At 46.9% G+C, this 25,165-nt stretch carries 25 protein-coding genes; 4 read left to right on the forward strand and 21 right to left on the reverse strand.

Annotation, left to right across the window (positions count from 1 at the left end; all coding sequences use genetic code 11):
- Window positions 1-473: 473 nt before the first annotated feature.
- From ACAN55_RS21440 to ACAN55_RS21450, 3 genes are all read right to left on the reverse strand, one after another.
- Window positions 474-1,676, reverse strand: coding sequence for an Acg family FMN-binding oxidoreductase (locus ACAN55_RS21440; protein ID WP_379137726.1), 1,203 nt, complete (start codon window positions 1,674-1,676; stop codon window positions 474-476).
- The gene (locus ACAN55_RS21445; RefSeq protein ID WP_379137729.1) at window positions 1,673-2,341 is read right to left on the reverse strand and encodes a TetR/AcrR family transcriptional regulator; all 669 of its coding nucleotides are present in this window, start codon (window positions 2,339-2,341) and stop codon (window positions 1,673-1,675) included. Before ACAN55_RS21445 ends, ACAN55_RS21440 begins: the two co-directional genes overlap by 4 nt.
- A gap of 107 nt (window positions 2,342-2,448) precedes the next feature.
- Window positions 2,449-3,144 (reverse strand): pseudouridine synthase, encoded by a 696-nt coding sequence (locus ACAN55_RS21450; protein WP_379137731.1) that lies wholly within the window; start codon window positions 3,142-3,144, stop codon window positions 2,449-2,451.
- Window positions 3,145-3,240: 96 nt separating this feature from the next.
- On the opposite strand from ACAN55_RS21450, the gene ACAN55_RS21455 reads away from it, so the two are divergent.
- Window positions 3,241-3,369 carry a DUF4023 family protein gene (locus ACAN55_RS21455; RefSeq protein ID WP_379137734.1) on the forward strand — a complete coding sequence of 43 codons (129 nt, stop codon included), beginning with the start codon at window positions 3,241-3,243 and terminating at the stop codon, window positions 3,367-3,369.
- 174 nt (window positions 3,370-3,543) lie between these two features.
- On the opposite strand, the gene ACAN55_RS21460 is transcribed toward ACAN55_RS21455, so the two are convergent.
- Together ACAN55_RS21460 and ACAN55_RS21465 are read right to left on the reverse strand one after the other, a co-directional pair.
- Window positions 3,544-4,248 (reverse strand): stalk domain-containing protein, encoded by a 705-nt coding sequence (locus ACAN55_RS21460; protein ID WP_379137737.1) that lies wholly within the window; start codon window positions 4,246-4,248, stop codon window positions 3,544-3,546.
- 106 nt (window positions 4,249-4,354) lie between these two features.
- Entirely contained in the window at window positions 4,355-5,218 is an 864-nt protein-coding gene (locus ACAN55_RS21465; protein WP_379137740.1) for a gamma-glutamylcyclotransferase family protein, read from the reverse strand.
- Between the two features lie 499 nt (window positions 5,219-5,717).
- Here ACAN55_RS21465 and ACAN55_RS21470 point away from each other — a divergent pair, with 499 nt between their 5' ends.
- The 3 genes from ACAN55_RS21470 to ACAN55_RS21480 are packed head-to-tail and all read left to right on the forward strand — an operon-like array spanning window position 5,718 to window position 6,831.
- Window positions 5,718-6,017 (forward strand): lasso peptide biosynthesis PqqD family chaperone, encoded by a 300-nt coding sequence (locus tag ACAN55_RS21470; RefSeq protein ID WP_379137743.1) that lies wholly within the window; start codon window positions 5,718-5,720, stop codon window positions 6,015-6,017.
- Window positions 6,014-6,472 carry a lasso peptide biosynthesis B2 protein gene (locus ACAN55_RS21475; RefSeq protein WP_379137745.1) on the forward strand — a complete coding sequence of 153 codons (459 nt, stop codon included), beginning with the start codon at window positions 6,014-6,016 and terminating at the stop codon, window positions 6,470-6,472. Before ACAN55_RS21470 ends, ACAN55_RS21475 begins: the two co-directional genes overlap by 4 nt.
- Window positions 6,473-6,501: 29 nt before the next feature.
- Window positions 6,502-6,831: a helix-turn-helix domain-containing protein gene (locus ACAN55_RS21480; protein WP_379137747.1), complete on the forward strand. Its 330-nt coding sequence runs from the start codon at window positions 6,502-6,504 to the stop codon at window positions 6,829-6,831.
- Between the two features lie 157 nt (window positions 6,832-6,988).
- On the opposite strand, the gene galE is transcribed toward ACAN55_RS21480, so the two are convergent.
- The 16 genes from galE to ACAN55_RS21560 form a co-directional block, all read right to left on the reverse strand.
- A complete protein-coding gene (galE, locus tag ACAN55_RS21485; protein ID WP_379137749.1) occupies window positions 6,989-8,023 on the reverse strand; it encodes a UDP-glucose 4-epimerase GalE in 1,035 nt (344 codons plus the stop codon).
- Entirely contained in the window at window positions 8,024-9,574 is a 1,551-nt protein-coding gene (locus tag ACAN55_RS21490) for a lipopolysaccharide biosynthesis protein (protein WP_379137752.1), read from the reverse strand.
- A gap of 17 nt (window positions 9,575-9,591) precedes the next feature.
- Window positions 9,592-10,776, reverse strand: a complete 1,185-nt coding sequence (locus ACAN55_RS21495) for a glycoside hydrolase family 88 protein (protein WP_379137827.1) — start codon at window positions 10,774-10,776, stop codon at window positions 9,592-9,594.
- Between the two features lie 19 nt (window positions 10,777-10,795).
- Window positions 10,796-11,986, reverse strand: a complete 1,191-nt coding sequence (locus tag ACAN55_RS21500) for a glycosyltransferase (RefSeq protein ID WP_379137755.1) — start codon at window positions 11,984-11,986, stop codon at window positions 10,796-10,798.
- A gap of 13 nt (window positions 11,987-11,999) precedes the next feature.
- Window positions 12,000-13,196, reverse strand: coding sequence for a glycosyltransferase (locus ACAN55_RS21505; RefSeq protein WP_379137758.1), 1,197 nt, complete (start codon window positions 13,194-13,196; stop codon window positions 12,000-12,002).
- Window positions 13,197-13,203: 7 nt separating this feature from the next.
- Entirely contained in the window at window positions 13,204-14,361 is a 1,158-nt protein-coding gene (locus ACAN55_RS21510) for a polysaccharide pyruvyl transferase family protein (RefSeq protein WP_379137760.1), read from the reverse strand.
- Window positions 14,362-14,377: 16 nt separating this feature from the next.
- Complete coding sequence (locus tag ACAN55_RS21515) at window positions 14,378-15,409, reverse strand: glycosyltransferase family 2 protein (protein ID WP_379137762.1); 1,032 nt, start codon at window positions 15,407-15,409, stop codon at window positions 14,378-14,380.
- Window positions 15,399-16,622, reverse strand: a complete 1,224-nt coding sequence (locus ACAN55_RS21520; RefSeq protein WP_379137764.1) for a glycosyltransferase — start codon at window positions 16,620-16,622, stop codon at window positions 15,399-15,401. The genes ACAN55_RS21515 and ACAN55_RS21520 overlap by 11 nt, the downstream gene beginning before the upstream one ends.
- Entirely contained in the window at window positions 16,619-17,806 is a 1,188-nt protein-coding gene (locus ACAN55_RS21525; RefSeq protein WP_379137767.1) for a nucleotidyltransferase domain-containing protein, read from the reverse strand. The genes ACAN55_RS21520 and ACAN55_RS21525 overlap by 4 nt, the downstream gene beginning before the upstream one ends.
- A 96-nt stretch (window positions 17,807-17,902) precedes the next feature.
- Window positions 17,903-19,057: a glycosyltransferase family 4 protein gene (locus ACAN55_RS21530; RefSeq protein ID WP_379137769.1), complete on the reverse strand. Its 1,155-nt coding sequence runs from the start codon at window positions 19,055-19,057 to the stop codon at window positions 17,903-17,905.
- Window positions 19,054-19,929 (reverse strand): NAD-dependent epimerase/dehydratase family protein, encoded by an 876-nt coding sequence (locus ACAN55_RS21535; RefSeq protein ID WP_379137773.1) that lies wholly within the window; start codon window positions 19,927-19,929, stop codon window positions 19,054-19,056. The genes ACAN55_RS21530 and ACAN55_RS21535 overlap by 4 nt, the downstream gene beginning before the upstream one ends.
- The gene (locus tag ACAN55_RS21540) at window positions 19,930-20,556 is read right to left on the reverse strand and encodes a sugar transferase (protein WP_379137829.1); all 627 of its coding nucleotides are present in this window, start codon (window positions 20,554-20,556) and stop codon (window positions 19,930-19,932) included. It abuts the gene before it with no gap.
- A 31-nt stretch (window positions 20,557-20,587) separates the two neighbouring features.
- Window positions 20,588-21,322, reverse strand: a complete 735-nt coding sequence (locus ACAN55_RS21545; RefSeq protein ID WP_379137776.1) for a glycosyltransferase family 32 protein — start codon at window positions 21,320-21,322, stop codon at window positions 20,588-20,590.
- Between the two features lie 14 nt (window positions 21,323-21,336).
- Entirely contained in the window at window positions 21,337-22,410 is a 1,074-nt protein-coding gene (locus ACAN55_RS21550) for an EpsG family protein (RefSeq protein ID WP_379137779.1), read from the reverse strand.
- Window positions 22,411-22,415: 5 nt separating this feature from the next.
- The gene (locus tag ACAN55_RS21555; RefSeq protein ID WP_379137782.1) at window positions 22,416-23,312 is read right to left on the reverse strand and encodes a glycosyltransferase family 2 protein; all 897 of its coding nucleotides are present in this window, start codon (window positions 23,310-23,312) and stop codon (window positions 22,416-22,418) included.
- Window positions 23,313-23,331: 19 nt separating this feature from the next.
- Window positions 23,332-25,164, reverse strand: coding sequence for a polysaccharide biosynthesis protein (locus ACAN55_RS21560; RefSeq protein ID WP_379137785.1), 1,833 nt, complete (start codon window positions 25,162-25,164; stop codon window positions 23,332-23,334).
- Window position 25,165 lies beyond the last annotated feature (1 nt).

Below are 25,165 nucleotides of genomic sequence, written 5' to 3' on the forward strand. Positions count from 1 at the left end.
AGTTATTGAAAAGAGCGATAGCTCATTTTGAAACATCTGACGAGAATAGTTATATTCTCTATTTTTGGATTTTACTTTCGTAAAACCCCACTCACTCGTTGTTCAGTTTTCAAAGATCAAGTTCTCGTTGTCGGTGATCATCTCGTCACCAGCAACTCTTATAATATATCACATCCAGCCGTTCAATGCAAGCTCTTTTTTTCAAGTTTCTTTCGAGCGAAGCATCCGTATTTCTTGGCCGGAATAAGAATATACCATGTATTCAGATCTTGTGCAAGCTTTTTTCTTAAAATAATTATTCAGGCTTTATCGGATGATTACATCCATAACATCCCGTCTCATTGTAAGCGGAGTATCCTTGGCCGGTTGGCCTAAACGAAGAAACATTTGAATGGTTGTTCCCATCATAGCGTACTCACTGTGTATGCTGCTGTATTGCTCATTCATCTCCNCTTAAAATAATTATTCAGGCTTTATCGGATGATTACATCCATAACATCCCGTCTCATTGTAAGCGGAGTATCCTTGGCCGGTTGGCCTAAACGAAGAAACATTTGAATGGTTGTTCCCATCATAGCGTACTCACTGTGTATGCTGCTGTATTGCTCATTCATCTCCGGGTATTCTTCCAACACCTGACTCACCGGCTGCATAACTAAACCCATTTCATGAGCTGTAAGCACAAGCCTGCTGTAAAGCATACCGGCTCCAACCTGTTCTTCACGGCTATTCCCTTTCGATATGATCATAGCGTATGCAGGCGTATGTTCTATTGCAGTCCGGGTTGATTGTACGAAAAGATCCGCTGAAGCTTTCTCGCTATTTATAGAAGGAACGATTGTAATGAGCCCTTGCATGATATGCTTCATGAAACCTGAGGTGCCCTGTCCTTCCAGTGAAAATCCATAGCGATACTTGTTTTTCTGAAATTCGTTCGCTCGAAAAATAGCTGCGGATTCTTCATTGATCCGGTGAACCCTAGATTCAATGTTCGCTCCCTCCAATACGTAGTTCTCCAATTTCCTTATATCCTTCGTATCTTGGTATACCCTTATTGTCATTGTAATATCACCAACACCCGAAATCCCCGCGATTTGGCTGACCTGCTCATTAGTAAGTCGGGCATCGAGGTAAGCATTGCGGTTCGTGTCGGGTAGAAACATATAACTATACAGCGGACTGTTCAGGGGGGTTGTCTTCGTAAGGATTATTTTAGCCACCGGTTTGGAATCCATACTTCCGGTTAAGTTCTTTTCGTCATAGTCCCCCTCAGGAAATAGCTCTATAGCAGTACTGTACCCGAGCTTCTCACCCGCCACTCTAACATACTCCAGAAAGGTACCTTGTGAAATCATGGTTTGTCTGGCCCAAGGATCAACCTCCCTCGCCAATCGCCGGCTGTCGGCGTACAAATAAAATACCTTGGGATCTTCTTTATCCAATCTGATATGCCAGGGCTGTAGATTATGTCCATTCGCGGAAAGTAATCCGTGTGCTGCAAGTTGTATTCTGGGATCATCAAATTGCTGTGAATAACCAGGCGTCCAAGGCTCCAGGTATTTGGAGGCGGTAAATACACCGCTTGAAGTAAATATCACAGCAAGAATCAGCAGGGATATTGCGGTAATGCTTGCTAACAGCAGAAACATGATCTTTTTAATCCCCCTCTTCCTCATGCTCTGACTTCCCCCTTCGTACTTGCGATGGATTTGATCAATAACTCAAACGCCTCGAACACAAGTTTCTGCGAGTCTCTCTGGTGAACATTCTTGATGTATTCCTCTTTTTTTCTGACGGTACCGAACACACCTATAATGCACGCCCACAAAATCAGCGTTGTACCTGCCACATCCAAATCCTTGCGGATCACGCCTTCGGCAATACCCGCGGTTAAAGCGCCGGATAAGAATTCCGACAACCTTTCTCCCAAAGCGTAACACTCCTCCCGGGATTGATCAGGTATAGGGCTGTTGAAGTCCAATTCACTGTTCTCATAATCTACTATGGCTTTAAAATAGTCCGGGTGGGCGATGCTGAAGGTATAGATCGTGTTGCCAATTCGTCTGATTGTGTCCAGCGCATTACGGGGAGTGGCATCTGCGAGACCAGCCTCCACCTCTGCAATTAATAACTTATATCCACGCATCATAATTTCAAATAATATCTGTTCCTTACTATTGAAGTAAACGTACACCGTTCTCTTGCTGAAGTCAGCTTCTTTCGCCACATGATCCATCGTCGCGGCTGCATAACCATCCCTGAAAAATAGTCTTTCCGCAGCGTCGAGGATATCCGTTCTCCGGATTTCCTTCTCCCTCGCCTTACGCTCCTGATTTCCCATAGTTCTCCTCCTCAAAAATTACACCACAGTGCACGAAAGTAAACTATTAGTTTACCTAAAGACATCATAAAAAATATCCCTTTTTCAGTCAATGCTCTTTCTGACAATTAAGCTTCGTTAAGCCGCAAAAGCAGCTCCTTCAATTCTTCCGGGGTAAGATTACGCCACTGCCCCTGTTCAAGCCCCTCTGTGGTAATATTCATAATCCTCTCGCGTTCTAGCTTCAATACTCTATATCCCAGAGCCTTACACATTCTGCGGATCTGAAGGTTCAATCCCTGGGTCAAGATGATGCGGAATTCACATTCATCTAAAAAGAAAACTTCGCACGGTTTTGTCGTGACCTCGAGAATCTCCACCCCTGCGGACATTTGATGCAGGAATTCCGGTGTCACCGGTTTATCCACTGTTACCCGGTACTCCTTCTCATGCCCATTCTCCGAACGCATCATTTTATTGACAATATCACCATCATTAGTCAGCAGAATGAGTCCTTCTGAATCTTTATCCAGTCTTCCTACAGCAAATATCCGGGAAGGGTAGTTCACAAAATCAATAATGTTGCCCGCAACCTGCCTTGCAGCCGTACAGACAATACCCTTGGGTTTGTTCAGGGCCAGATATACTTGTTCTGTTCTGCGGGGAATCTCGTTACCATCAATAAGCACCACATCTTCAGACTCCACTTCTGCTCCCGCAAGGCAAGCGACGCCATTCACCGTTATTCTCCCGGCTTCAATTAACCGGTCCGTTTCCCTTCTGGAGCAAAAGCCTGTCTCACTGATATATTTATTAATTCTCATACTCTCCTGCTTTCTTGACCCATGGTCACACATGATTTATGCCCGATATGGTTACATTAACAACCAGATGATCTATTTAAGGGAGGATTCACTTTAATGGATAATACCCATGAGTTTGTTGAGAAGCTGCATGACACCCAGAAGAAAGCCGAAAAAAACAAACATTCGGGCAAGGGCTCCCAAAACAAAGTATTGCCCACCAAGCAACACGGTACTAATAAATAGTACACCGAAATAGCGGGAAAAGGTAAGATTGCACACCACAGCCTCTATTGGATGATTACACGGTAAAGAGAACAGCCCGCCGATCCCAAGGGATTGGCGGGCTGTTTGCACGATGTTAGTTAGAGCTTTGTTATTCGGGACAAGTGCTGATCTGAGCTTGAGCTGTTCCTAGTTTTACTTAGCCATCTTCGCAATGCTCACTGCTACTTTTTCCATCTGCGCTTTAGTCAGAGCTTTGTCAGGTGAGCTGATGGTCACAAAACGGTCGTCCAGACTGAAGCCCAGCATTTGAGTATCTTCCGATGGGCTGTACCATTTGGCTTTGGTGCCATTTGATAACTGCACAGCCTGACTTGGATAACCTACCGAGTAATCACGCGGTGAAATGACTACTCTCATATGGTCGAACAGGAAATTCACTCCATCCTCGGATGCGCCAATTTTTTGGAAGGCATCGCCTTTTACCATCTGGGTTGGTGCATAGGCTGTTGTAAACCCGTCAAATTGTCCAAATGCTGCGATGATGGCCTGCTTCTGTGCCGTAGTATATTCAATCGCCGTCAGAGCATTTTGGGATACTCCGCTGCCGGTAGTGCCGATAAGCACTTGGTTGCTATTCTTATCAAAAGTTACCGGTACATTCAGAGCACCTGAAACAGAGCGGATCGGCAAGTAAGTTGTATCATTGTAAGTAATAGGTGCTAACGCCTTTCCATTAGCGTCAACCAATGTGTAGGCCGCTCCATTTACTTTAATATCAATACTGTGATTAAGGTATGCGCTGATCTTCTGCATATTGGTGCCTGCATAAACCCCAGCTGAGCCTGTTACCGCCATTCCGAACACCATTGTGGATATGATTAATTTTTTGCTTTTCATTTATCTCGTCTCCTTATAAGTAAGTTGGTCTTGTGTGGCTTGGTTCTATTAAAACATCAGGATGTTTCCAAGTTGTATCGTCATTGTAAATAAGTGTGCACATAACTTAAAACGATGATTCAACATAACCGTAACTCGTCACAAACCGCGTTAGGAGAGCTTCATGATACTCTGCAGAGACCACTGGACGGGCACCTCGCAAAATTTCCTTCATATAATGTGCGGGAGGCGCTATCTCGGATTGCTTGTCCACCACAATAAAAGTTACTGCCGGTACGCTGTCCCCATTATCCAGCCTGACTGGAATAACCGCTGGGCGGTATTGGTTGCTGTCGACCCCTTCGCGGAGATAGAGATATTGTTGCAGACATTCGGCGGATATGCGATAAAGTTTACCTTCTGTACGGCCCCCACACTCTACCAGGTCGGCACGTCCGCCGTCCTCCATAACATACGTGAATTTCAAGCTGAACCCTTCGGCTACGCCTCGGCCCACAACCATTTTGAAGTGATCATGCCATCCCGCTTGCGAAATCCGCTCTGTATCCATGCAGCTTCCATAAGCAAAATATAGTACATTTCCCGTACGCTGCATCTGACTTAGCCGCCAATCTCCGTGTACAGCCGCTAAGCCAGTTTCCCGGTTAAAAATGTAGGCCCAAGCCTGAAACTTTCCTTTATCTGTCCACACTTCGAGTTTTACCCGCTCATATTCATTATCCAAATGTCCGAAGCCGTAGAAATCCTCAAACTCGTCGATTTCTCGAAGTGTCTCTGCTGTCATAGAATATAGTTCACCGTTTACGGTACCAGTCTCTTCTTCTCTCAGCATGGCTGGATAGCCTAACCCTGTATCTATAAGTCTTCCTTGCGTCCAAGCCAATGCTGAAATTCTTCGGGCGTCCCGCAAATATCGATTATTCTCTTCACTCCATAAGAGTGAGCCATATACAAATACTAATTCCTCCATAGGTCCCTCCGTACACTGAAATATCCCCCTTCAGGAGACCCTTCGCACCTTCTCTTGTTGATCCGCTATCAATTAATGCGATCATACATGCCATGGGCTAAACTTTCAATTAACGTCTGTCCACTACAAAGTGACATTTTCTCATAAGATTGAACAAAAATCTCTTAAGTAGGTTGACAATAAAGCGAAAGAAGTGTATTTTAAATTATGACTGTATGTTCTTTATTGAGAACATACAGTCCTATGGATCTCGTAACATTATACGCAATCGTTCTTTCGTAAGAACGGTATTAACTATGAAGGTATTGCTTAATCAGGTGTTATGTTTTAAGGTCTGATTTCCCGCAGATATAGCCTGATTATTCCCGAATATTTCAAATAAGCTTTGCTTCCTCCTTCCCTCATCGATTGTATTCAGCGAAAGTCTGGCCTTCCTTTATTTTTAGTAGATTACTTTCTTCATACATGTTCAATTCATTTTCTTAAGGAGAATACTCAGATGACAAAAAACTCGGTTATATTCCCAAATACCGTGCTGGCTCAGTGCGAAGGAAACGTTGTCAGTGATATGGACGGGGAGAAAGTCATGTTCAGCCTGCAGCAGGGCAAATATTACAATCTGGGACAAGTTGGCGGAGATATCTGGACCTTGCTAAATACACCTAAATCACTGCAGGATTTGATAGCCTCCCTGCAGCAACAGTATGACATAGAACCTGAGGCTTGCGAACAGGATGTAGTACCATTTCTACAGCATTTGCTGCACGCAGGCTTGATTCGAATCGAAGTGGCCCCATGAGCAGCGTTGGCGGTAAACTTCGAACACTACTGCATCTGGAACACCCTTATCGCCGGCTATACCTGGAAGCCTTCTTCCAGTTGGGATGGTCACGAATTCTGATTACCTTCAAATTTTCGAGAGTGGCACCTTCTCTAGGAGAACGCTGGAAAGAAACAGATGCTGAAGTCGCCCACGATCAAGTCCGGAACATACGTGATATTTCTCAGGCCATTCAGTTGATGAGCAAGTATACCCCATGGGAGAGCAAGTGTCTTGTTCGCGCGATCTCTGGCATGAAAATGCTGCAGCGGCGCGGAATCGAAAGCACACTCTATCTAGGAACCGCCAAGGATGAGAACGGTGCTCTAATTGCCCACGCATGGCTGCGCAGCGGTCCTTACTATGTATCGGGAGCAGAGGTCATGGAGAAATTCGTTACAGTTGACAAGTACGCCAATACCATTAAGGCATAGTTGGGCAAGTCATTTTTTGGAGGTCAGAGATGATCGGTGAACGAATTCAACAACTTCGCAAGAAGAAAAACTACTCTCTGACAGAGCTGTCCGAGAAAGCAGGCGTAGCCAAATCCTACCTAAGTTCCATAGAGCGAGGCATTCAACAGAACCCATCCATTCAATTTCTTGAAAAGGTCGGTGGGGTGCTCGGTATCTCTGCGGAAGAATTTCTACAATCGGAGCATTCTTTTGATAAAACAAATGCGCTGGACAAGGAATGGAACGACTTGGCGCAGGAAGCGATGCTGTCCGGAATTAGCAAGGTTCAGTTTAGAGAATTCTTGGAATATAACAAATGGAAGCTTAAAAAGGAATAACTTCTTCTCCCAGATGCCGGATCGCTTGCGATTCGGCTTATTTGTATTCTCCAGACTACTTCTATAGGCAAAACAAAACGGCGACCTGGCTCCGATACATTACCGGGAACAGGTCGCCGCTAAGGGACTTGCGGCTGCAGACGACGTTCTATACTCTCTATGGGAGAACTCTGATCTCACTGTCTTTGTACCCATGGGGATTCAATTGTTGCCAACGCCACGTATCCTCGCACATTTCGTGCACACCCCGAATTGCCGCCCACTGCAATTCCCGGACCGCTTTCGACGTATCCGCATAGCAGACCGCAATGTCGCCGGGCCGCCGGTCAGTCAGCGTATACGGGATGACCTTGCCCGTTGCCGCCTCAAAGGCACTAATCATGTCCAGAACACTATAGCCTTGACCAGTTCCCAAATTGTATTCTTCAACGCCTCTGTGCTCCTCAAGACGCTTAAGTGCCTTCAGATGGCCTTCAGCCAAATCGACCACATGAATGTAATCGCGGACACCGGTGCCGTCAGGCGTGGAATAGTCACTGCCAAAGACCGCTACCCGCTCAAGCTTGCCGACAGCAACCTGAGAGATATACGGCATCAGATTGTTAGGCGTCCCATTCGGATCTTCACCAATCCGACCGCTCTTATGGGAGCCGACAGGGTTGAAATACCGGAGAATCGAGATTCCCCAGCGAGAATCGGAGACTGCCAGATCACGTAAGACTTCTTCAATCATTAACTTGGTGCGCCCGTATGGATTCGTCGCTCCAAGCGGAGACTCCTCTGTTATCGGTACCTGCTGGGAGTTGCCATATACAGTGGCCGAGGAGCTGAATACCAGACGAAACACCTCATGTGTGGTCATCACCTCACAGAGGTTCAGTGTACTGAGAAGATTCGTTTGATAATACTTCAACGGGAGCCTTACCGACTCTCCTACCGATTTCAAACCGGCAAAATGAATAACAGCCTCGATATGATGCCGTGTGAACACCTCTTCCAGAGCTTCCCGGTCTAGCAGATCCAGCTCATAGAAGTCAAAGTTCCTGCCCGTGATCTCCTTAATGCGTGATATCGCCTCCGGATGGCTGTTCGAGAAATTGTCGACCACCACAATCTTATATCCAGCCTCCAGCAACACGACTGCTGTATGACTGCCTATGTACCCCGCGCCGCCAGTGATTAGAATAGACATTTAATGAACCTCCCTTTTCTTGACCGGACTCATTTTGGTACTCACCCTGCCTAGAATACCTTTTGCAACCGACGCCAGATAAGTAAACTCTTCTCTCCGACGGAAGATTAGAACGTACACTAAATTTACCACAATAAAGGACAGCAACGCTTTAAGAACTACGCCTGCAAAACCGCCCGGAGTAATCCATTCACCTGCATACCATGCAACTCCAAGTGCGGCAAATCCAGTTGCCGTATACCCCAGATACGCCCGGTAATAATGGGACACCGGGAGCCGGAATACTTTTGTGTAGACGAGATAAGGTGTTGTCCAGAATGGCATCGCTAAGGTACCCATGAGAGAGCCTGTAAAAACGCCTGCGATTCCGATCTGCTGAACCAAAATAATGGACACCGTTAACCCGATTCCTGCCTGAGCAAGCGGGACAAACCGGTCTTCATGAAAAATTCCGGCCGTTGTCTTGATCGTCGTAATCGGATTACGCATTCCGCGTTCAAAGAAAAGTAACAGAAGCAACATCAATACATAAGAAGGCAACAGAAATTTCTGTCCAATCCAGACTTTAATAAACGGCTCTATCGTAACAAACAAAACGATTGCAAGCAGAGAATATAGCCAAAAGCTGAGCAACTGCATAACTTTATACACACTATAGACCTTTTCCTTACTCTCACTAGATACGAGATTCCCGACGCTGTGATAGAGGTTCTGAAACACCTGGTTAATGAAGGTTCTGGAAATATCGATCAGCATCTTGTAATTCGAGTATAATCCGACGGCGGATACACTGACAAATATAGAGATGAGAATACTCTCGGTTTCCAGAATCAAAAAGCTTCCAATGTTCTGAATAACAATCGCTTTGACGTTCTTGACAATATCACTCTTCGTCTCCGGATCCAGCTTACCGGCCGCTTTCTCCTTCAAGTACGGGTACTTGCGGTTGGCAATCATATTCAGAATGGCTGCCGTTGAGATGGTCATGATGCTGTCCACAATCAGGAATAAAATATAATTGGATGTAAAATACAGGATGCTGATCTTGATCAAGGCGGACAAAATGGAGTTGATGGAGAAGGCGGCGGTTACGATATAGTTTTTCTGGTTAACACTCAGGAAGGCGTTTTTGTAAGAGAAGAAATAAGGTGCGACTGTATTTACGAGAAATATCAGGTAGATCACGTGCAGATGCTGTACGCTCTGATCTCTGACAATATCATTCAGGAAAGGCAGAACAGAGAGTCCGAGCAGCATAACAACCAGTGCAATCACCATGTAGGCATTGCGATACAGACGCATGAGACGTTTTATTCTCTCGGTGTCATTCTCCGCTACCGGTTTGTACAGGCTGTACATAATACTGGCACCAATACCCGCCTCCGACAAGGTAAGCATCATGAGGATATTGGTGAACAAACTGTTGACGCCCAGGTATTCAATTCCCAGACTATTAATGAATACGGTTCTGGAGACAAAGCTCAGCAGGGTAATAATAAGCTGGTTGCCGATCCCCGTTATGATGTTGATGATGGAGTTTCTGACTCTCATGCGTATCCCCGCCTTACCTATTTCTGAAGCATAGCCGCTATACGGATGCAGAATCCTTGAGTAAAGGGAAGAAGCTCGAACAACGTCGAGTAGACGCCGATATCCTTGGTGTCACCCTGGGAGAAATCGACTGCACCATTCCTGCGTGTTACGGACATCAAATAGGTTACTGCCCGGTCGAAGCTGGCCTCACACATCTGAGAGATTTCCGGTATTTGCGAGGCCAGACCCATAAACCAGGCCAGCATTGCTGTAGCAGATGAGTCTGCTCTGGACTCAGTCCGGGTGACCGTCCAATTCCATTGGCCTCTCTCCCCTTGAACGGAGACAGCGGCATGTGCGAATCGAACAACAGCATCCTGAAGTACCTTCTTGGCCTCATGTTCCTCGGGGAGTTCGTTCCAGGCATCAATGAGTCCAATCGCGTACCATCCGAGACCTCTACCCCAGCCGTGCAGCCCCAGCAAATAGTTGTGCTTAATAGAATAGGCATGAAAGGGAACGCCGAGTGTTGGCAGCATCCCGTGTTGCTCATACTCTAGAATCTGACGAACTGCCAGATCCAGGCACTCCGGTTTGTTATAGTCAAGGCCATAACGTACGAGAAACGGACAGATGAAGCCAATAGTATCTACATACCGGTAACCAGACATCGCCTTACGGTACTGAACGGTACCCTCTTCGCCGATCCGGCTGCGGAGGAGCTCCCAGACCTGATCCATGGCCGGCTGGCAATTGACAGGCTCCAAGCGATTCCATTTCAAAATGGAATAGGCCAAAATCGCTCCGTCTACCTCCCCGGGAGCCTTCTTCCAGTCTCCTGAAGCATTTAAATGTACGGAGAGCTTATTCTTTGCCCTTTCCCGAATCTGAATGTCATCTTGATTGTTGCCGCGAGACAATTGTTCCTGCATGCCGAGCAGCAGCGCAGCTTCCTGCCAATGCTGGATCGCTGAGCGGGAATAATTCCCTCTGAGCATATCCATAACAATCAGCCTTGTATTGTCAGTCACCTTAATAGTAGGCGTTCTCCGAAGCCAACCGAGGCCGATTCCGGTAATTGCCTGGCTCCAAACCCGCCGGTCGCCATAACGGCCAATATGTATTCGTGCCAGCCAGCTACCAAAGACGGGCAATACATCTATAAGCACGACAACAAGAATTAACGCGAGAACGGCAAGACTAAATATTTGAAAAAAAATAAGATCTCCCCCCTCCGCTCTAGCTTATCCACTGATACAGTTTCCCGATTTCCGCTTCAGTTCCGAGTTCTTCCTCCGCCAGATGGCGGGACAGCCTTTCCTTCAGCCCGTTCTCTTCAATTAGTCTTCGGATACCTTCATAAATGGAATGGCCATCCTTCCCCACTACAATTCCGTTAAGACCGTCGGTAAGCTGATCATAAATGACTTCAAAATCGGTAGAGACAATCGGTTTGTTCAAAATCTTGGCTTCCGTAATGGTTAGACAGCGCCCTTCAAACAACGAAGTCTGAACGTAAATATCACACTGTTTGATGTAGGGGTAAGGGTTCTCTTGCAAGCCGGCAAGGATAAGATGGTCCTCCACCCCCCGTTCCTTAATCAAACGCTCCAGCTTTGGCCGTTCCTCCCCATCCCCTACGATGTACCAGCGTACGTCATAGCCGTTCTCTACTAGCAGGGAGCATGCCTCTACCGCCAACGCGAAACCCTTTTGATAGTTTAGCCGGCCCACTGAGACGATCGTCGTCCGATCTTTGCGCGGAATGGAAAGCTCTACGTTCGAAAGACCGATGATAGCTGAAGGAGAAACGATATTATGCATAAGCTCGATTTTATCTTCCATTTCCGGAAAACGGCGCTTCAAGATCCTGACACATTCCTCCGAGACGGTCGCAATCCGATCCAATCGCTCAAATACCGGACGATCCAATTCCGGATTCATTCCCAGCTTGTCATAATCATTATGAATAAAACCAATTTTGACGCGCGCCTGCACTTTATCCATTACATAATAGATTGGCGTCTTTTCCAGGAATCCGATTGCTGCATCATAAGCTACAGGTAAAGGTCTCAGAGCCTTCGCGCTGTATTTCCATAAAGCCTGTTCGCGGGTCCCCGGATTATGATCGTTCCTAAATAACAATCCAGTACGAATCCGTCCTATGGCAAGATCAACTCGCCCAGCCGACAGACAGTTCCTCAAAGCCTCTCTAATCGGCATATCGAAATACTGATATTGGGGCGGCTCCGGCAGTAGCCGGACTTCATCGGGAATTTGACCCATGAACATTCCTGTATGGCTAAGCAGCATTAAATCCACTTCATAGCTGGAATAATCCAAGGATTGGAGCAGTGATATCAGCGATTTCTCTGCCCCGCCGCATACCAGGCTGTTCATAACAAACAATAGTTTCTTCTTGTGTATCATTTCGGTCTTCCTCCTATCCTAGGAGATCGTAGAATTTATACACTTCATCCTCAGTTCCCAAATCCAGCCGTCCGAGATTGTCAGACAACTGCGTGCGCAGCTTTCTGTCTTTGATCAGAAGCGAAACCGCCTCCGCAATTGCGGAAGGATTCATTTCGGCAATCAAGCCATCCACCCCGTGGCGGATTTGATCGGCAGCCGTTGTGAAATTAGTGACGACAATTGGCTTACTCAAAATTTTGGCCTCATCAATCGCGATTGACTTCCCTTCGAACCGGGAGGTCTGCACGTACAGATCTGCCTGTTCGATGTAAGGGTACGGATTTGACCGGAGACCGAGCAGACGAAAGTGTTCCTGAAGGCCATAACGGGTAATAAGCTCTGTTAGCTTCTGCCGTTCGTCACCTTCTCCAATCACGCTCCAACGGATATTGAAGCCCTTGTCGACCAGCTCTTTGCATGCCTCAATCGCCAGATCGAACGCTTTTTGAGAATGGAGTCTGCCAATCGACAATATAGAAATCTCATCTTCTCCGGAGGAAGAGGTGTCATCTACCTGGATTTGACCGGCCAATTGCCGAATCATAACCGGCGATACAATATTATGAATGATCCGCACTTTATGCTTCTGCTCTGGAAAGCGCTTCGTCAGCTTGCTTGCGCACTCATCGGATACGGTTATCAGGTGCAGAAGCTGTTCAAAATAGGGCTTATCGAACGCCGGGTCCATCCCCAATTCGTCGTAATCGTTATGAATCCATCCCACCTTGCTCGCCGCTTGAACCTTATCTACACAGAAATAGATAGACGTCTTCTCCAAAAAACCGATAGCAGCATCATAGGTTTCAGGCAGCTCATCTAAGAATGGCGATAGATGCTTCCAGCTGTACTGTTCCTTAACTGAGTCGTTACCTCTTCTCCGGTTTGTTAGGCTGAATAACATCCGGTGACAAGCCAGAATCGGCTTGCCTGCCGCGATCAAGCCCACCATGGCTCTTGGCAGAGGAAGCGCAAAACGTCGGTAACGTTCAGGTAGCGGGAGAACTCGCACTTGCGGAGGAATGAACTCCATGAACATCCCTTGATGATTCAGGATAAAGAGATCTACTTCATAAGCGTTATAGTCAATCTGGCTCAATAAGTTGACCAAGCTGCGTTCGCCGCCACCGGAAGTCAGGCTGGGGATGACAAAAAGAAGTTTTTTCTTCATATCGGCCTCATGCCAGTTCCCTGAGATAGTCAGCCGCCTTATACGACATCCGCTGAATGCGCGGAATAGCCTCTCTCAGTCTTGCCGTGATATCTTCTTCTTCTGCCCGCATTTCATCGAACTTGGAGATGAGGACATTGCCGCTTGAAATATCGCCAATACCGAGCACCAGCTTCTCCTCACCAAACAAGTCCTTGGCGATTCCCTTGGATTTCACACTGTATCCGAGTACCAAGGTTGGAACATGATTCGAATATGCTGCAATCGTGGCATGGGTACGCGCTCCGATAAAGAATCGCATCCTGGCGATATAGCCTTTATACTGGATAGCCGTCAGGTTATCAGGCAAGAGAATGACTCTTCCGGTATGCTTATATTCCTGATAAAAAGTCTCCAGCAGTTCATGATCGTTATTGCCGTCAACCATCACATGCGGGGTTAATGCGATTGTCATGTCCGTCTGGTCCAGAATATAACGGATGAGTTCGTGCACCGCAGCATGAGCCAACTTGTTGCGCCCGCTGACCAGCGGACTGAAATTTAGGCCGATGGTGTTACCCTCCTGCCATCCATCCGGAAGGGCCAATTCTTCCTTCTCCATCGTAAACGCCGGGTCAGCACATAGCTTGACGCTCGTGAGTCCCTTAGCTCTCAGCATTTCATAGGTAAGACTTTCCCGCGCCAAGATCAAATCAAATTGTCTCAGATCTTCAAGCTTGGGATCGGACATATCCTCTTCACCGATGGAGCAGCCCCAAAGTACCAGCTTTTTACCCTGCTTCTTAATTCTCCTGTCGATTTCATACCAGTTAGGCTGTTCGCCATAACAGTAATTGTCACCACCAATGGACAAGCACACGTCGACATCTTTGATTCTGCTGATCGTCCTCTGTTCCACCCTGGATATCGCATAAGACTCATCCTTCAGCAGCTTATAACGTAGTGCGGATATGAACCACTCTAGGGACAGTCTTTTCAATTCTTTTTTGGATCCGTCGTAAATGCCATCCAATGTGGTAATCACAGTGTCGGTATCCGGTCTTTCCGAAGCCAGGTATACACGGGCCTCACTTATCTCTTTCTTGATAATACCCGCAGAGGAACGCACAATGGCCTCGCACCCCCGGTTTAAGCTTCCGCCATGCGCAAACATCATAATCTTCATTGCAGATCCCTCCAGTTTACTTATTACGGATACGGCTATATAACGTCATCAGATAAATGCCACCAATATTTCTACTTCTCATAAAATCGGTCATTAACCGTTGATAGCGTCCCAGCTTGGGATATTCAGATTGATAAAAGTGAGGAAGAGCCGCCCGCACCTGCGGGCTGTTCAACATGCGGCGAACATAAGCGGCTCTGGTCCGAAAGTTCAATTGGGAGTGCGGCTCCATGTACATGTGGAGAATCGCCGTAACGGTACGAATGAAACGAACCGCCTTAAGATCGTGAAGATTCAGTTCCCGAAGCCGCTCCTCGAACTTGTACGGTAATGGCGACTCCAACACTTCAACCGCCCGGGCAAAATAGTCGCTCGCGGCAATATTCCGGGTTGCACTCCCCTCGCTCTCCCGGTAGTGGTAGCCGGTGTAATCCACATATATTACGCATTGCGCGTGGCTGAAGACTTCCATATTGAAAATCCCGTCCTCACCCAGTGCAACACGAAGCGGAAATGACAGTTCATGCATGGCTAACATCTCTCGGCGATACAGCTTGTTGCAAGAGGTATGACAATCGTCAGATCGGACGAAATGCGGCAGAATCACGGCATTTATCTCTTCGCTGAATAAGACTTTCCCTGCTTCAAAAGGATATTTGACCACCACTTTATGTGGGCCGAATTGACTTTCAAAGTTAGTGATCACAATATCGCAGCCGCTTTCAAGCGCAGCTTCATACATAATTTCATACATGTCTGAATCTACCGTATCGTCAGCGTCGACAAAAGCTACATACGTTCCTGAAGCAGCCCTGATACCCGCATTGCGTGCGCTACTAACCCCTTGGTTATCCTGATTCAGCAGAATAATCCGGCTGTCCGTCTCCATGTAGGATTCAATAATCGCACGGCTGCTGTCGGTGGAGCCATCATTGACAAAGATAAACTCGCATCCCCGCATCGTCTGGGACAAAAGTGATTCCACACAGGGTTTCAGGTATCGGGCCGCATTGTAGACGGGAATGACGATGCTTACATTAGAGGGCATTCCGCACCGCATCCTCCCCGCTGTTCATTCGGCTGTACAATTTACGCAACTCGTCCGTATTGACGTGATTGTAATTCGCGCAATAATCGGCAATTCTCCGGCGGAGTGCTTCGTCATGATAGAGCCTCTCGATCCCATCTGCGATCCCCTGCACCGACAATTCCGCGATGCACCCGTCTACACCATCTTCAATTTGACTCGGAGCCGTAGCATAATTCGTAATTAATACTGGCTTGCCCAGAATTTTGGCTTCAGTTACGGTAACAGCCTTTCCTTCATACCTGGAGGGCTGCACATAAAGATCACAGGCCTTCACGAAAGGGTACGGATTAATATGCTTACCTAGCAGAATAAAATCTTCCGTTAAGTTGTTCTGTGCAATGAGATCGCGAAGAGCAGCCTCATCGCCGCCGTAACCGACTACATACCACCGGATATCGGTGTATCCTCTGTCATGAAGCAGGCGCAGTGCCTGAATAGCTTGATCAAAACCCTTTTGATAGGAAAGTCTCCCCACGGTGGCCAATTTGAAGGAATTGTCGCTGTTCATCGGGTTGTCCATATTCTCTTCTGCCATGGAATGAATAAACTCAGGAGAGGTAATATTCTCAATTACAATGACTTTGTCTTTTAGTTCCGGATACTTATCCAAAAAGGAAGCTTGACATGCATCCGAAACGGCAACAATCCAGTCGAATCGGCTCCACATGGCATAATCCATAGCTTTGTCGGTTTCGATGGTGGAATAATCGGTATGAATCCAGGCGATTTTGACTTTGGCCTGCACCTTATGGGCTACAAAATCATGCGGCCACAAATAGCTGATTGCAACATCGTAGGAACGCTCCAGCCTCGGCAGATGGGCCAAGGTATACCGCCACATCAGCTGCATTTGATAATAGCCGGACTCCGGCATATTCCGGGTCAGCCGTACGTACTCTCCGTGCACTTTAGCCAGAATACGTCCCCAAGCGATTCCATAATGTTTTTGTCGGATGATGGCGGGTATGGACTGCCGGAATGTAGCATAGGCCGGGTTCTCCGGCAGCAGGTTTACTGCATCGGATATCAGAGGAAGCAAATCCCCTTGATGCCGATACAGCATCAGATCAACGGCATAACGCGTATAGTCAAAATGCTCCAGCATAGCGGCCAAACTTCGCTCAACCCCGCCGACTTCCATATCATATGAAGCAATCAGAACATCGCTCATTGCGGACCTCCTATCTTCCTCCACATCCAAAGGACAGGTCTTAGGGGGAAATATAAAAAATGAAGTGATTTAGGAAGCGGCAGCCTCTCCGCATCTTCCGGGTAAGGAAACAGGGTACTCAGCAGAAACAGAATTTTGCGGCTGGGATCAAGAAGAGCGTACTGATGTTTTTTGTGATAGCGATCTTCCTCTTCTGGCAGCGGACCGGAATGCAGGTTGATCATCCGCTCCACGTAAAACATGGCCTCTTCCGCAAGTTTCATTGATTTCTCACTTTGACGCATCGGCTTGAGCCCCTGGTCAATTGGTGCCGCCAGCAATTCCTCCGCCAAAGTCAGCGCCTGTCCTCCAATGTGAAAAAAATGGTTATCTTTCAGCAGTTTCATAAGTTTGCGGGCGTCCAGACTCTGCAGCAGCAGTTGCTTAATATCCAGCAGCCAGCGGATCCGGGACCAACCATGTCTTGCCCCATGTGCGACGAGAAATAGAAAGAGATCCTCTTGTCCCAGATAGTAGATCGGATATTTGAATAGCGTACTGGTACGTCTGCGGCTCCACAATTCTCCAAAGGACGGTTCAAGTGACGGAGCCGGGTTAAGTCGCCAGTGTAGTTCAACTTTAATCCCCTTGTCTGGATGATTGTAGACAAAATGATGATGCCGCCATTTCCAGTCATTTAACACCGTTCGGATATATTCGTCCTTGATGTACCCTTGCTGTAGCAAAAGCGCCTCTGCCCTCTCAAGTAATTCGAGAGGCAGCAGCAAATCCAAATCGCAAGAGGTTCGCAGCGACAAGTCGCCATATAAATCACGCGCGAGTACAGGCCCTTTTAAAAATAGACACTGGATGTCATTTTCCGCGAACATACGCCCGAGAAGTTCCATTTCACCGGAGAAATACAGCATTTGAAAAGTGTTCCGGGTATACAGTGCCTGAAGCTCCTGCATAATCTCCACAGGAACGCCAAGTGACTCTCTATTCTTCTTCAAGAGCGGATACAAATAAGGATAGATGCGGTGATGCACAGTAAGTTCGACAAACAAATCCCAATTTATATTCCGGGTATCAGTTGGCCGGTCTGCTGCTTCCACCATATAGGAAGAATAGTTTGACAACAGATTGAGCAGAAGCCTCATTTCTCCGGACAAGGTCTTCATTCTGCTTTCCAATGTAATTTCCATTATTTTCCCCTCACCCAGAACAATAACGAACGATTTTAATGTTTTTGTTCTATTTAACGAACGCATCTAAAGCGTACCATTCATTCGCAAGGATTGTCAAACACTTCTGGCAGGACTTTGATAAATATTCATCATATGAGATTTTACCGTGTCTACACTGAAATGATTGGCGTATTCCCGATTGAAATCACCGAATTTCTCTCTCGTAACCGGATCTGAGATCAACCCTTCAAGGCTTTCTCTAAATCCGTCTACATGTTTAGAATCAACAAGATATCCACCTTGTGCATCCCGGATTAAATCTACATTGCCCCTGATTTTGCTGGCCACACACGGCAGTCCTGCAGATAATGCCTCCATCAGCGCTACAGACAATCCTTCTCTTATAGAAGGAAGACAAAATACATCCGCCGCCTGCAAGATATGCTGAACATCGTTCCGGTACCCTGCAAAAACTACCTTGTCTTGAACTCCGAGTCTTTCCGCAAGCTGCTGCAGCTCCGCTTTTTTATGACCGGTTCCACAAATGACATATTTATAGGGCATCTCGATGGAAGCCAGTGCTTTAATCACTACTTCGTGATTTTTGTTAACATTGAGTTCACCAACAGACACAATCATGCACTCTTGGGGTTCAACCCCAAATTCACGCCGGAGAGGTTCTCGAAGCTCCCGCTGAGCCTCGCCCCCACTCTTTTCAACACCGACCCCAGGCACATAAGAAACGGCACCGGCCATAAACCGCTTAGCCCGTTCATAGTCTTCCTGATTGATGGTGATCAGAACATCCGTGAAGCTGGCACACAACCGTTCAATGGGATAATAAATCATCCAGTTAGCAAGCGGAGCGTTCTCATAAAAATGGAATCCGTGAGCGGTATAGATCATCCGCATCCCCTGTCCCCGATGACTCCGGCCGGTCAGCCGGGCGATTACTCCGCCGATAGGAGAGTGACAATGCACAAGATCATAGCTATTATCAGAGAGTAATTGCCGGGTCATTTGATAGGACGTTCGAATATCCTTAATGGAATGGATTTTACGGGGAATGGGGATATGGTAGGTTGATACACCGCTCGCCTCCAGCTCTGAGCGTACCAGCTCTACACGCTCTTGCGAAGTCGTGCTTCCGAATTCAAAATTACAGGCGACATCAACCTTGTAGCCCAATTCTTGCAACCAAAGAATATGATTCCGATTAAACTGATCGATCATCGAGGCGACAGAAGCCAGAATCAATGCACGTTTCATAGTCTGCTACCTACGCTTCCGTTATACTTGGGGAATCCTGTAACACAGTAAGCCTGGTCATTATATAGAGACAAACTTTTATCATACGTCAGATTCCCGAACATTTTATGAACCGTACCCACTTTAAGGCCGAGCAGCCGAATTGCGGGATTAAACAGCCGGACGAGCCTGACCGTTCTGCCATTGACCTGTGCAAGCAACCGGACCAGCTCACTGGTCTTCACATACTCCCTATCCTGGGGAAAAAAGAGGCCTTGCTCTCTGTTATCCACCAGCATCCGGATGCATTCGCAAAGGTTATCGACATGCAGCATGCTCCGTTCATTATCGATGTCCGGAAAGATCGGTGTAATTCTTGCGATCGATTCCAGTCTGGAGAAATTCCCTTTGGATCCGGGACCATAAATCATCGGCGGGCGGATAACGGCCACCCTGAAGCTATCGCAATCCAGCCGATTGATTCCTTCTTCTGCCTGCAGCTTGCTCATTCCATAGAAATTGGCCGGTTCGGGAAGCGTATCAATCGTAATGGTCTTTCTTTCATTGATTCTGCCGCTGTCTCCATAGACAATGATGCTGCTAAGGAAGATAAATTGCCGCACACCATCCTGTTTCGCTTTTTCTGCCACCGCAATGGTCAAATCCCGGTTCACCTGATAGTACAGCTGTTCCAGCTTGGGATCTGTCGACACGTGGGCGATTCCAGCAACGTGCAGAACGGCATCATAGGCGGAGAAATCAACTTCCTTCCAAGCCTCGCCCCGTACAGACAATTCATCAACTCTGTATTTACCAGCCCATTGCCCGACCCAGTCTTTAAATCTAGTTCCGATGTAGCTGTTAGCGCCGGTGATTAGAATCCGCTTCCGCATTCAAGAACCAACTCCTTTAGCCTTAACCGCCGTTTCGGTATTTCCCCCTTCTACAACCCCTTCGGATCGCAGAACATTGGTAATGGTCTTGAAAAAGATTCGAATATCCAGTCCGAATGACATACGCTTCGTATAGTCACCGTCGAATTCGGCCTTAATGGCATTCGGCAGCTCGTCACGCCCATTGATTTGCGCCCAGCCCGTCAAACCCGGCTTGATGTTGTTAGCCCCATATTTATCGCGTTCCGCAATAAGATCATACTGATTCCAAAGAGCGGGGCGCGGCCCGACGATGCTCATTTCGCCTTTTAGAATATTAATGATCTGAGGCAACTCGTCCAGACTCGTTTTCCGGAGCAATCGGCCTACTCTTGTGATAAAGATTTCCGGATTCTGCAACAGATGCGTCGGCATATCTTTGGGCGTATCGGTTCGCATGGTTCTGAATTTTAATATAAAAAACTCTTCCTTATACCTGGCGATCCGCCGCTGTTTAAAGAAAACCGGGCCTTTGGATTCTACTTTAATCGCAATGGCGATAATCAGAAAAAACGGCCATAAGAGGAGCAGAGCGACAAACGCAACACCGGCATCCACAACCGTTTTTAGTTTTATGTAAGCTTTCATTGCCACACCCCGCTCTCCTTTAATTCTATATTCAAGTGAATATTTTTCGTATTTTGGCAATTCCTTCGACCCCAATGATCCGGCTGATTCTCCGTTTCAATTGGCTTTTGAGGCGCGCCTTGAGCGGCAGCCAGGACTGGGCGAAATGATGAATCGTATAGCTGTCATCCGTGATATAATTCCCGCCATTGATATAATCAAAAGGGCTAAAATACTCTCGTGGATAGAACGCTACTCCATTAGATAACAACTGAAATTGACCGTTAAGCGTAAGACCGTGTTTCTCGCAAATCTGGCTGATCACCATCGTGTTCGTCGTCGTGTCGTAAGAACCGTCTGGCCTGATAAAGCTTCGGCCCTCATAATAATCCAGCAGCTCCCTGATCCAGGGATGTCCTTTAATAGCTCCCATTGTCCCGGATTGCAGAAAGCTTTCGTCTTCAAAGCCAGAGAACGCTTCATGAGTCAGAAAGGAATCCAGAGGCTTCAACACCTCAACATCCGTATCCATATAAATACCGCCCTGAGAATAAAGTGCGTGTAACCGTACATAATCGCTGACAAATGCATATTTTCGGGCCGCGTATGCTTCCCTTACATAGGGATTGGAATTGATGTCAAAGTTGTCTTCCGTCCATTCCACAAATGTATACTCAGGCAGCCGCTTCGACCAGCTTGCAAGACACTTAAGCGCAATCTTGGGCTTCTCCCCCCGGCCGAACCAGCAATAATGTACTACTTTGGGAATCGTCATAGGCTCTTCCATCTTTTATTCCCCCCTCACCAAATCCAGGTTAAATAGTCGCTTCGATACTGAATATTCAGCACCAGTACATTCTCGTAAAAAAAGTAGAGCAGATACACGATCATAATAATATAGTAGACAAGCTTCCGGTCCTTCTCCCTAAAGATGTTCACCAGCCATGTGGTAAGGATGATCTGGTACATGGAAAAGTAAATGGCCAGCCGAGCAAAAATCCAGTTCTGGGTAGAAATGATCATCAGCGCCAAACCGATCAAAGAAAGATTAACGAATATATCGATTTTCGGTGACAACTCGCGCAGTTGGTGCCGTCCAAAATAAGCAAGGACAATCGGGAAGGCATAAAACAAGACGCGGATGATATTGGCTCCGCCTTCAGTGAAGCTGCTGTAATCTCCGTACTGGGTATCCTTGATGGTCTCAAATAGCAGCGTTGAGAACTGGTGGAAGCCGAATACAATCGCAATGGCCAGACCAAGCAGAGCAAACGTGGTTCCCGTCCAGGCTTTGCGGCGTACGATAAAATAGATTGGAATCATAATCAGTACGCTCTGATGGAACAGGGAGGCAAAAAGAATGACCGCGATATATCTGTTCCGGTTGCCCTTCAGCAGATAGCCGATTGCCGCATAGACTATAGACGCCGTAAAATATTGCCGTACCCCGTTCATGGATACGATGAATGCACCCGACGTAAAGTACAGAAATAAGCCCAGTTCAAACATCCGGGAATATTGATAGAGCAAACGGATCAGCAGCGCGTTGGTTATTAGTGCGGTAACTAGAATCAGAATTTGAGGATCGTCACTAATCATCTTCAAAAGCTTTTGCAGCACATTGAAACCAAAATCTTCGCTATTCAGCGTTTCCTGCCAAGTAAAATCATTAATGATGTAGGAATGAATGTAGAATACGGTGTCGCCGATATTATTACGAAGTCCGGAGCAGATGATTATCGTTACCGCAGCAAGTGCCGCCATAAAGGCGTTCGGTCTGATCGTAATGAAGCTTCCGGGTACGGACACGGAAAAATATCTGGCGAAAAACGCAAACAGAAAGCTTGCAACCAGTGTCAGCCAGATGATCTCCATGCAGCCTATCCCTTTCTGTTCATATTCTTGGTCTTATAAAGAATGTATAAATGAAGCAATAATCCCGGCGGGAACGCCAAAATAGTTAGCAGCTTCTCAGGTGATTCTGTGAGCATGCGTCCATTCCTGGAGAACATAGAACTGGAATTGTAATGAATCGCCTGCCTGTACTTAAACTTCAAATCCGCAAAGGGCAGTTTCATCAACTCCGTCCGGTAAAAGGCAAATCCTCTCGGATTTTTTCGGTACTGGCGGAACATATTGCGAGTCGATCCGTCATCAAGATACTCCACACAGCAGAGAACCTCATTTAAAATAAGCAGTTCGAAATGAGTGTCCAGCCAAAACCACTTATAGGCCAGTCCTACATAGTTCTCTCCTTCAAACAGCGGATAGGGATAGTCCTTAATGACTGCTGTTCGGTAGACCAGCTTCTTATCTCCCCAGACTCCGTGCTTGTAATAGAGATCGAACAATGTGGCCTTTTCCAAATTTTCAGGAAGGAGGTTACCAATGATATCGCCGTTGAAGTAGCTGTCCAGAGCAATAAATCCGCTGACTTCCTCACTGCCCTTTTCTCTCCAGAATGAAATGATTTTTTCGACGGCGTCATCCGGCATGTAATCATCGGAGTCGATGCATACATTTAACTCGGTATGAATGTTCTCGAAAGCCGTGTTGTGGGCACCATGCATTCCCTGGTTCTTTTGCCGTACGTAGCGGATTGCTATCCGTGAATCCTTTAACCAGGATTCCACCAGCTCCGGGGTATGGTCAGAAGATCCATCATCCACGATGAGCCATTCGAAATCCTGATTGGTCTGCCGAACCAGACTGTCATAGAGCACATTCAGGCAATAAGCCCGGTTATAGGTGGGTGTAAAGACGGTTAAGGTTGTCATCGTCGCCCTCTCCTTCATCCTACTTGCCAGACACAAGCGGCATTTCCAGGTTAAACCGGTTGTTGGCGATATCCAGCAGCATACTTCTCAATTCTTCAATTGAAAGCGCGTCATAGACCTGCAATAAATGATCAATACTTTGAATGTTAACTTCGTTCGACTTACCTACATAGATCTTCGGATAGATTTGCACATCCCCGACCTCAGTATCCTTAAGGAGTTCCTCGTACAGCTTCTCCCCGGGACGCATTCCGGTGAATTCAATACCGATTTCTTCAATGGAATAACCCGACATTTTGATCAGGTTTTTAGCTAAATCCACGATTTTAACGGGCTCTCCCATATCGAGGACGAATATTTCTCCACCTTTGGCCAATGCTCCCGCTTGAATTACGAGCCTGGAGGCCTCCGGAATAGTCATGAAATAACGTACCATCTCCGGATGCGTGACCGTAACCGGCCCGCCGTTCTCAATTTGTTTGCGGAACAGAGGAATTACACTTCCGCGGCTTCCAAGCACATTTCCGAAGCGAACCGCCACAAACCGTGTCTTGCTGAACCGATCCATATGCTGAATAATCATTTCTGCGATCCGTTTGGTAGAACCCATGACACTAGTTGGATTCACCGCTTTATCCGTCGATACCATGACAAACGTGCCTACACCGGCTTTATCAGCAGCATTTGCCGCATTCCAGGTGCCCAGTATATTATTTTTGACAGCTTCTTCCGGATTGCGCTGCATCAGCGGCACGTGCTTGTGGGCTGCAGCGTGGTAGACGACATCCGGTTTGTGGAGCTTCATCAGATTAAGAATCTTTTCTTCATCCTGCAAATCTGCAATCTCCGTATAAAATTGAATACCCTCATCCCGATACATCGCTTTAAGTTCGATTTCAATCGAATAGATACTGTTCTCGCCATGACCGAGCAGAACCAATTTCTTAGGATGGAACTTGGATACCTGCCGGCATACTTCGGAACCAATCGATCCTCCTGCACCCGTCACCAGAACAACTTTTCCAGTTACATAACCTGAAATTCGATCCATATCCAGCTGTACCGGTTCCCGGCCCAACAGGTCCTCCACCTGAACATCACGGAATTGACTGACGGAGATCTTCCCGCTTGCAATATCTTCAAGCATAGGGATGATTTGCGTCTTTGCTGGAGTTTTGAGACACTCATCATAAATTTTTTTGAGTTGCAGCTTGTTAAGCGAAGGAATCGCAATAACGATATGTTCGACTTGGTATTCCATGACAATCCGTTCAATCGAAGTAGTGCCTCCAAGCACCGGCAGACCCATAATGTCCAGACCGCGGATATTAGGATTGTCATCGATGAACCCGATTGGCTTCAATTCTTTGACTCTTCCAGTGAGAAGCTGCCTGGCGATCATCGTGCCTGCAGCGCCGGCGCCAACAATTAACGTTCTTGTGCAATTCTCGACCGTCTCTTTGTGTAACAGGCTGCCGCGAACAACCCGCCAGCAGAAACGTGAGCCCCCGATCAATAGAATGTGGAGCATCCAGGTTGTCATCAGCAGCCGAAACGGAATCTGACCCGAGATCACGTATTGTACGATTGAGACCGTTATGATGGAGTAAGTAACAATCTTCGCAATCAGCATCATTTCGTTAACGCTGGCATACTCCCATGCTTTTTTGTAGATGTGATAAACAACGGCAAAGACATGATGACTAAGGAGCAGGGTAATTGATCCGGCAACAACGGGCACCGTGAACACATGCAATGACGCATTTACCAGAAAAGAACTAAAGAAAATGGCCGTCAGAACAATAAGCGAGTCCATGATCATCAAAATTGGTAAACGACGTTTTTTAATCAAT

The sequence above is a fragment of the Paenibacillus oryziterrae genome (assembly GCF_042610485.1).
GTDB lineage: Bacteria > Bacillota > Bacilli > Paenibacillales > Paenibacillaceae > Paenibacillus_AQ.

Bases quoted from the DNA above. Each gene is read 5' to 3' on its own strand.
- ACAN55_RS21450 (WP_379137731.1), bottom strand. From the start codon at position 3,144: ATGAGAATTAATAAATATATCAGTGAGACAGGCTTTTGCTCCAGAAGG.
- ACAN55_RS21475 (WP_379137745.1), top strand. From the start codon at position 6,014: ATGAGCAGCGTTGGCGGTAAACTTCGAACACTACTGCATCTGGAACAC.
- ACAN55_RS21535 (WP_379137773.1), bottom strand. From the start codon at position 19,929: ATGCGGAAGCGGATTCTAATCACCGGCGCTAACAGCTACATCGGAACT.
- ACAN55_RS21470 (WP_379137743.1), top strand. From the start codon at position 5,718: ATGACAAAAAACTCGGTTATATTCCCAAATACCGTGCTGGCTCAGTGC.
- galE (WP_379137749.1), bottom strand. From the start codon at position 8,023: ATGTCTATTCTAATCACTGGCGGCGCGGGGTACATAGGCAGTCATACA.
- ACAN55_RS21480 (WP_379137747.1), top strand. From the start codon at position 6,502: ATGATCGGTGAACGAATTCAACAACTTCGCAAGAAGAAAAACTACTCT.
- ACAN55_RS21505 (WP_379137758.1), bottom strand. From the start codon at position 13,196: ATGAAGAAAAAACTTCTTTTTGTCATCCCCAGCCTGACTTCCGGTGGC.
- ACAN55_RS21520 (WP_379137764.1), bottom strand. From the start codon at position 16,622: ATGAGCGATGTTCTGATTGCTTCATATGATATGGAAGTCGGCGGGGTT.
- ACAN55_RS21455 (WP_379137734.1), top strand. From the start codon at position 3,241: ATGGATAATACCCATGAGTTTGTTGAGAAGCTGCATGACACCCAGAAG.
- ACAN55_RS21510 (WP_379137760.1), bottom strand. From the start codon at position 14,361: ATGAAGATTATGATGTTTGCGCATGGCGGAAGCTTAAACCGGGGGTGC.
- ACAN55_RS21445 (WP_379137729.1), bottom strand. From the start codon at position 2,341: ATGGGAAATCAGGAGCGTAAGGCGAGGGAGAAGGAAATCCGGAGAACG.
- ACAN55_RS21555 (WP_379137782.1), bottom strand. From the start codon at position 23,312: ATGACAACCTTAACCGTCTTTACACCCACCTATAACCGGGCTTATTGC.
- ACAN55_RS21500 (WP_379137755.1), bottom strand. From the start codon at position 11,986: ATGATACACAAGAAGAAACTATTGTTTGTTATGAACAGCCTGGTATGC.
- ACAN55_RS21540 (WP_379137829.1), bottom strand. From the start codon at position 20,556: ATGAAAGCTTACATAAAACTAAAAACGGTTGTGGATGCCGGTGTTGCG.
- ACAN55_RS21465 (WP_379137740.1), bottom strand. From the start codon at position 5,218: ATGGAGGAATTAGTATTTGTATATGGCTCACTCTTATGGAGTGAAGAG.
- ACAN55_RS21530 (WP_379137769.1), bottom strand. From the start codon at position 19,057: ATGAAACGTGCATTGATTCTGGCTTCTGTCGCCTCGATGATCGATCAG.
- ACAN55_RS21440 (WP_379137726.1), bottom strand. From the start codon at position 1,676: ATGAGGAAGAGGGGGATTAAAAAGATCATGTTTCTGCTGTTAGCAAGC.
- ACAN55_RS21460 (WP_379137737.1), bottom strand. From the start codon at position 4,248: ATGAAAAGCAAAAAATTAATCATATCCACAATGGTGTTCGGAATGGCG.
- ACAN55_RS21550 (WP_379137779.1), bottom strand. From the start codon at position 22,410: ATGGAGATCATCTGGCTGACACTGGTTGCAAGCTTTCTGTTTGCGTTT.
- ACAN55_RS21525 (WP_379137767.1), bottom strand. From the start codon at position 17,806: ATGGAAATTACATTGGAAAGCAGAATGAAGACCTTGTCCGGAGAAATG.
- ACAN55_RS21515 (WP_379137762.1), bottom strand. From the start codon at position 15,409: ATGCCCTCTAATGTAAGCATCGTCATTCCCGTCTACAATGCGGCCCGA.
- ACAN55_RS21545 (WP_379137776.1), bottom strand. From the start codon at position 21,322: ATGGAAGAGCCTATGACGATTCCCAAAGTAGTACATTATTGCTGGTTC.
- ACAN55_RS21490 (WP_379137752.1), bottom strand. From the start codon at position 9,574: ATGAGAGTCAGAAACTCCATCATCAACATCATAACGGGGATCGGCAAC.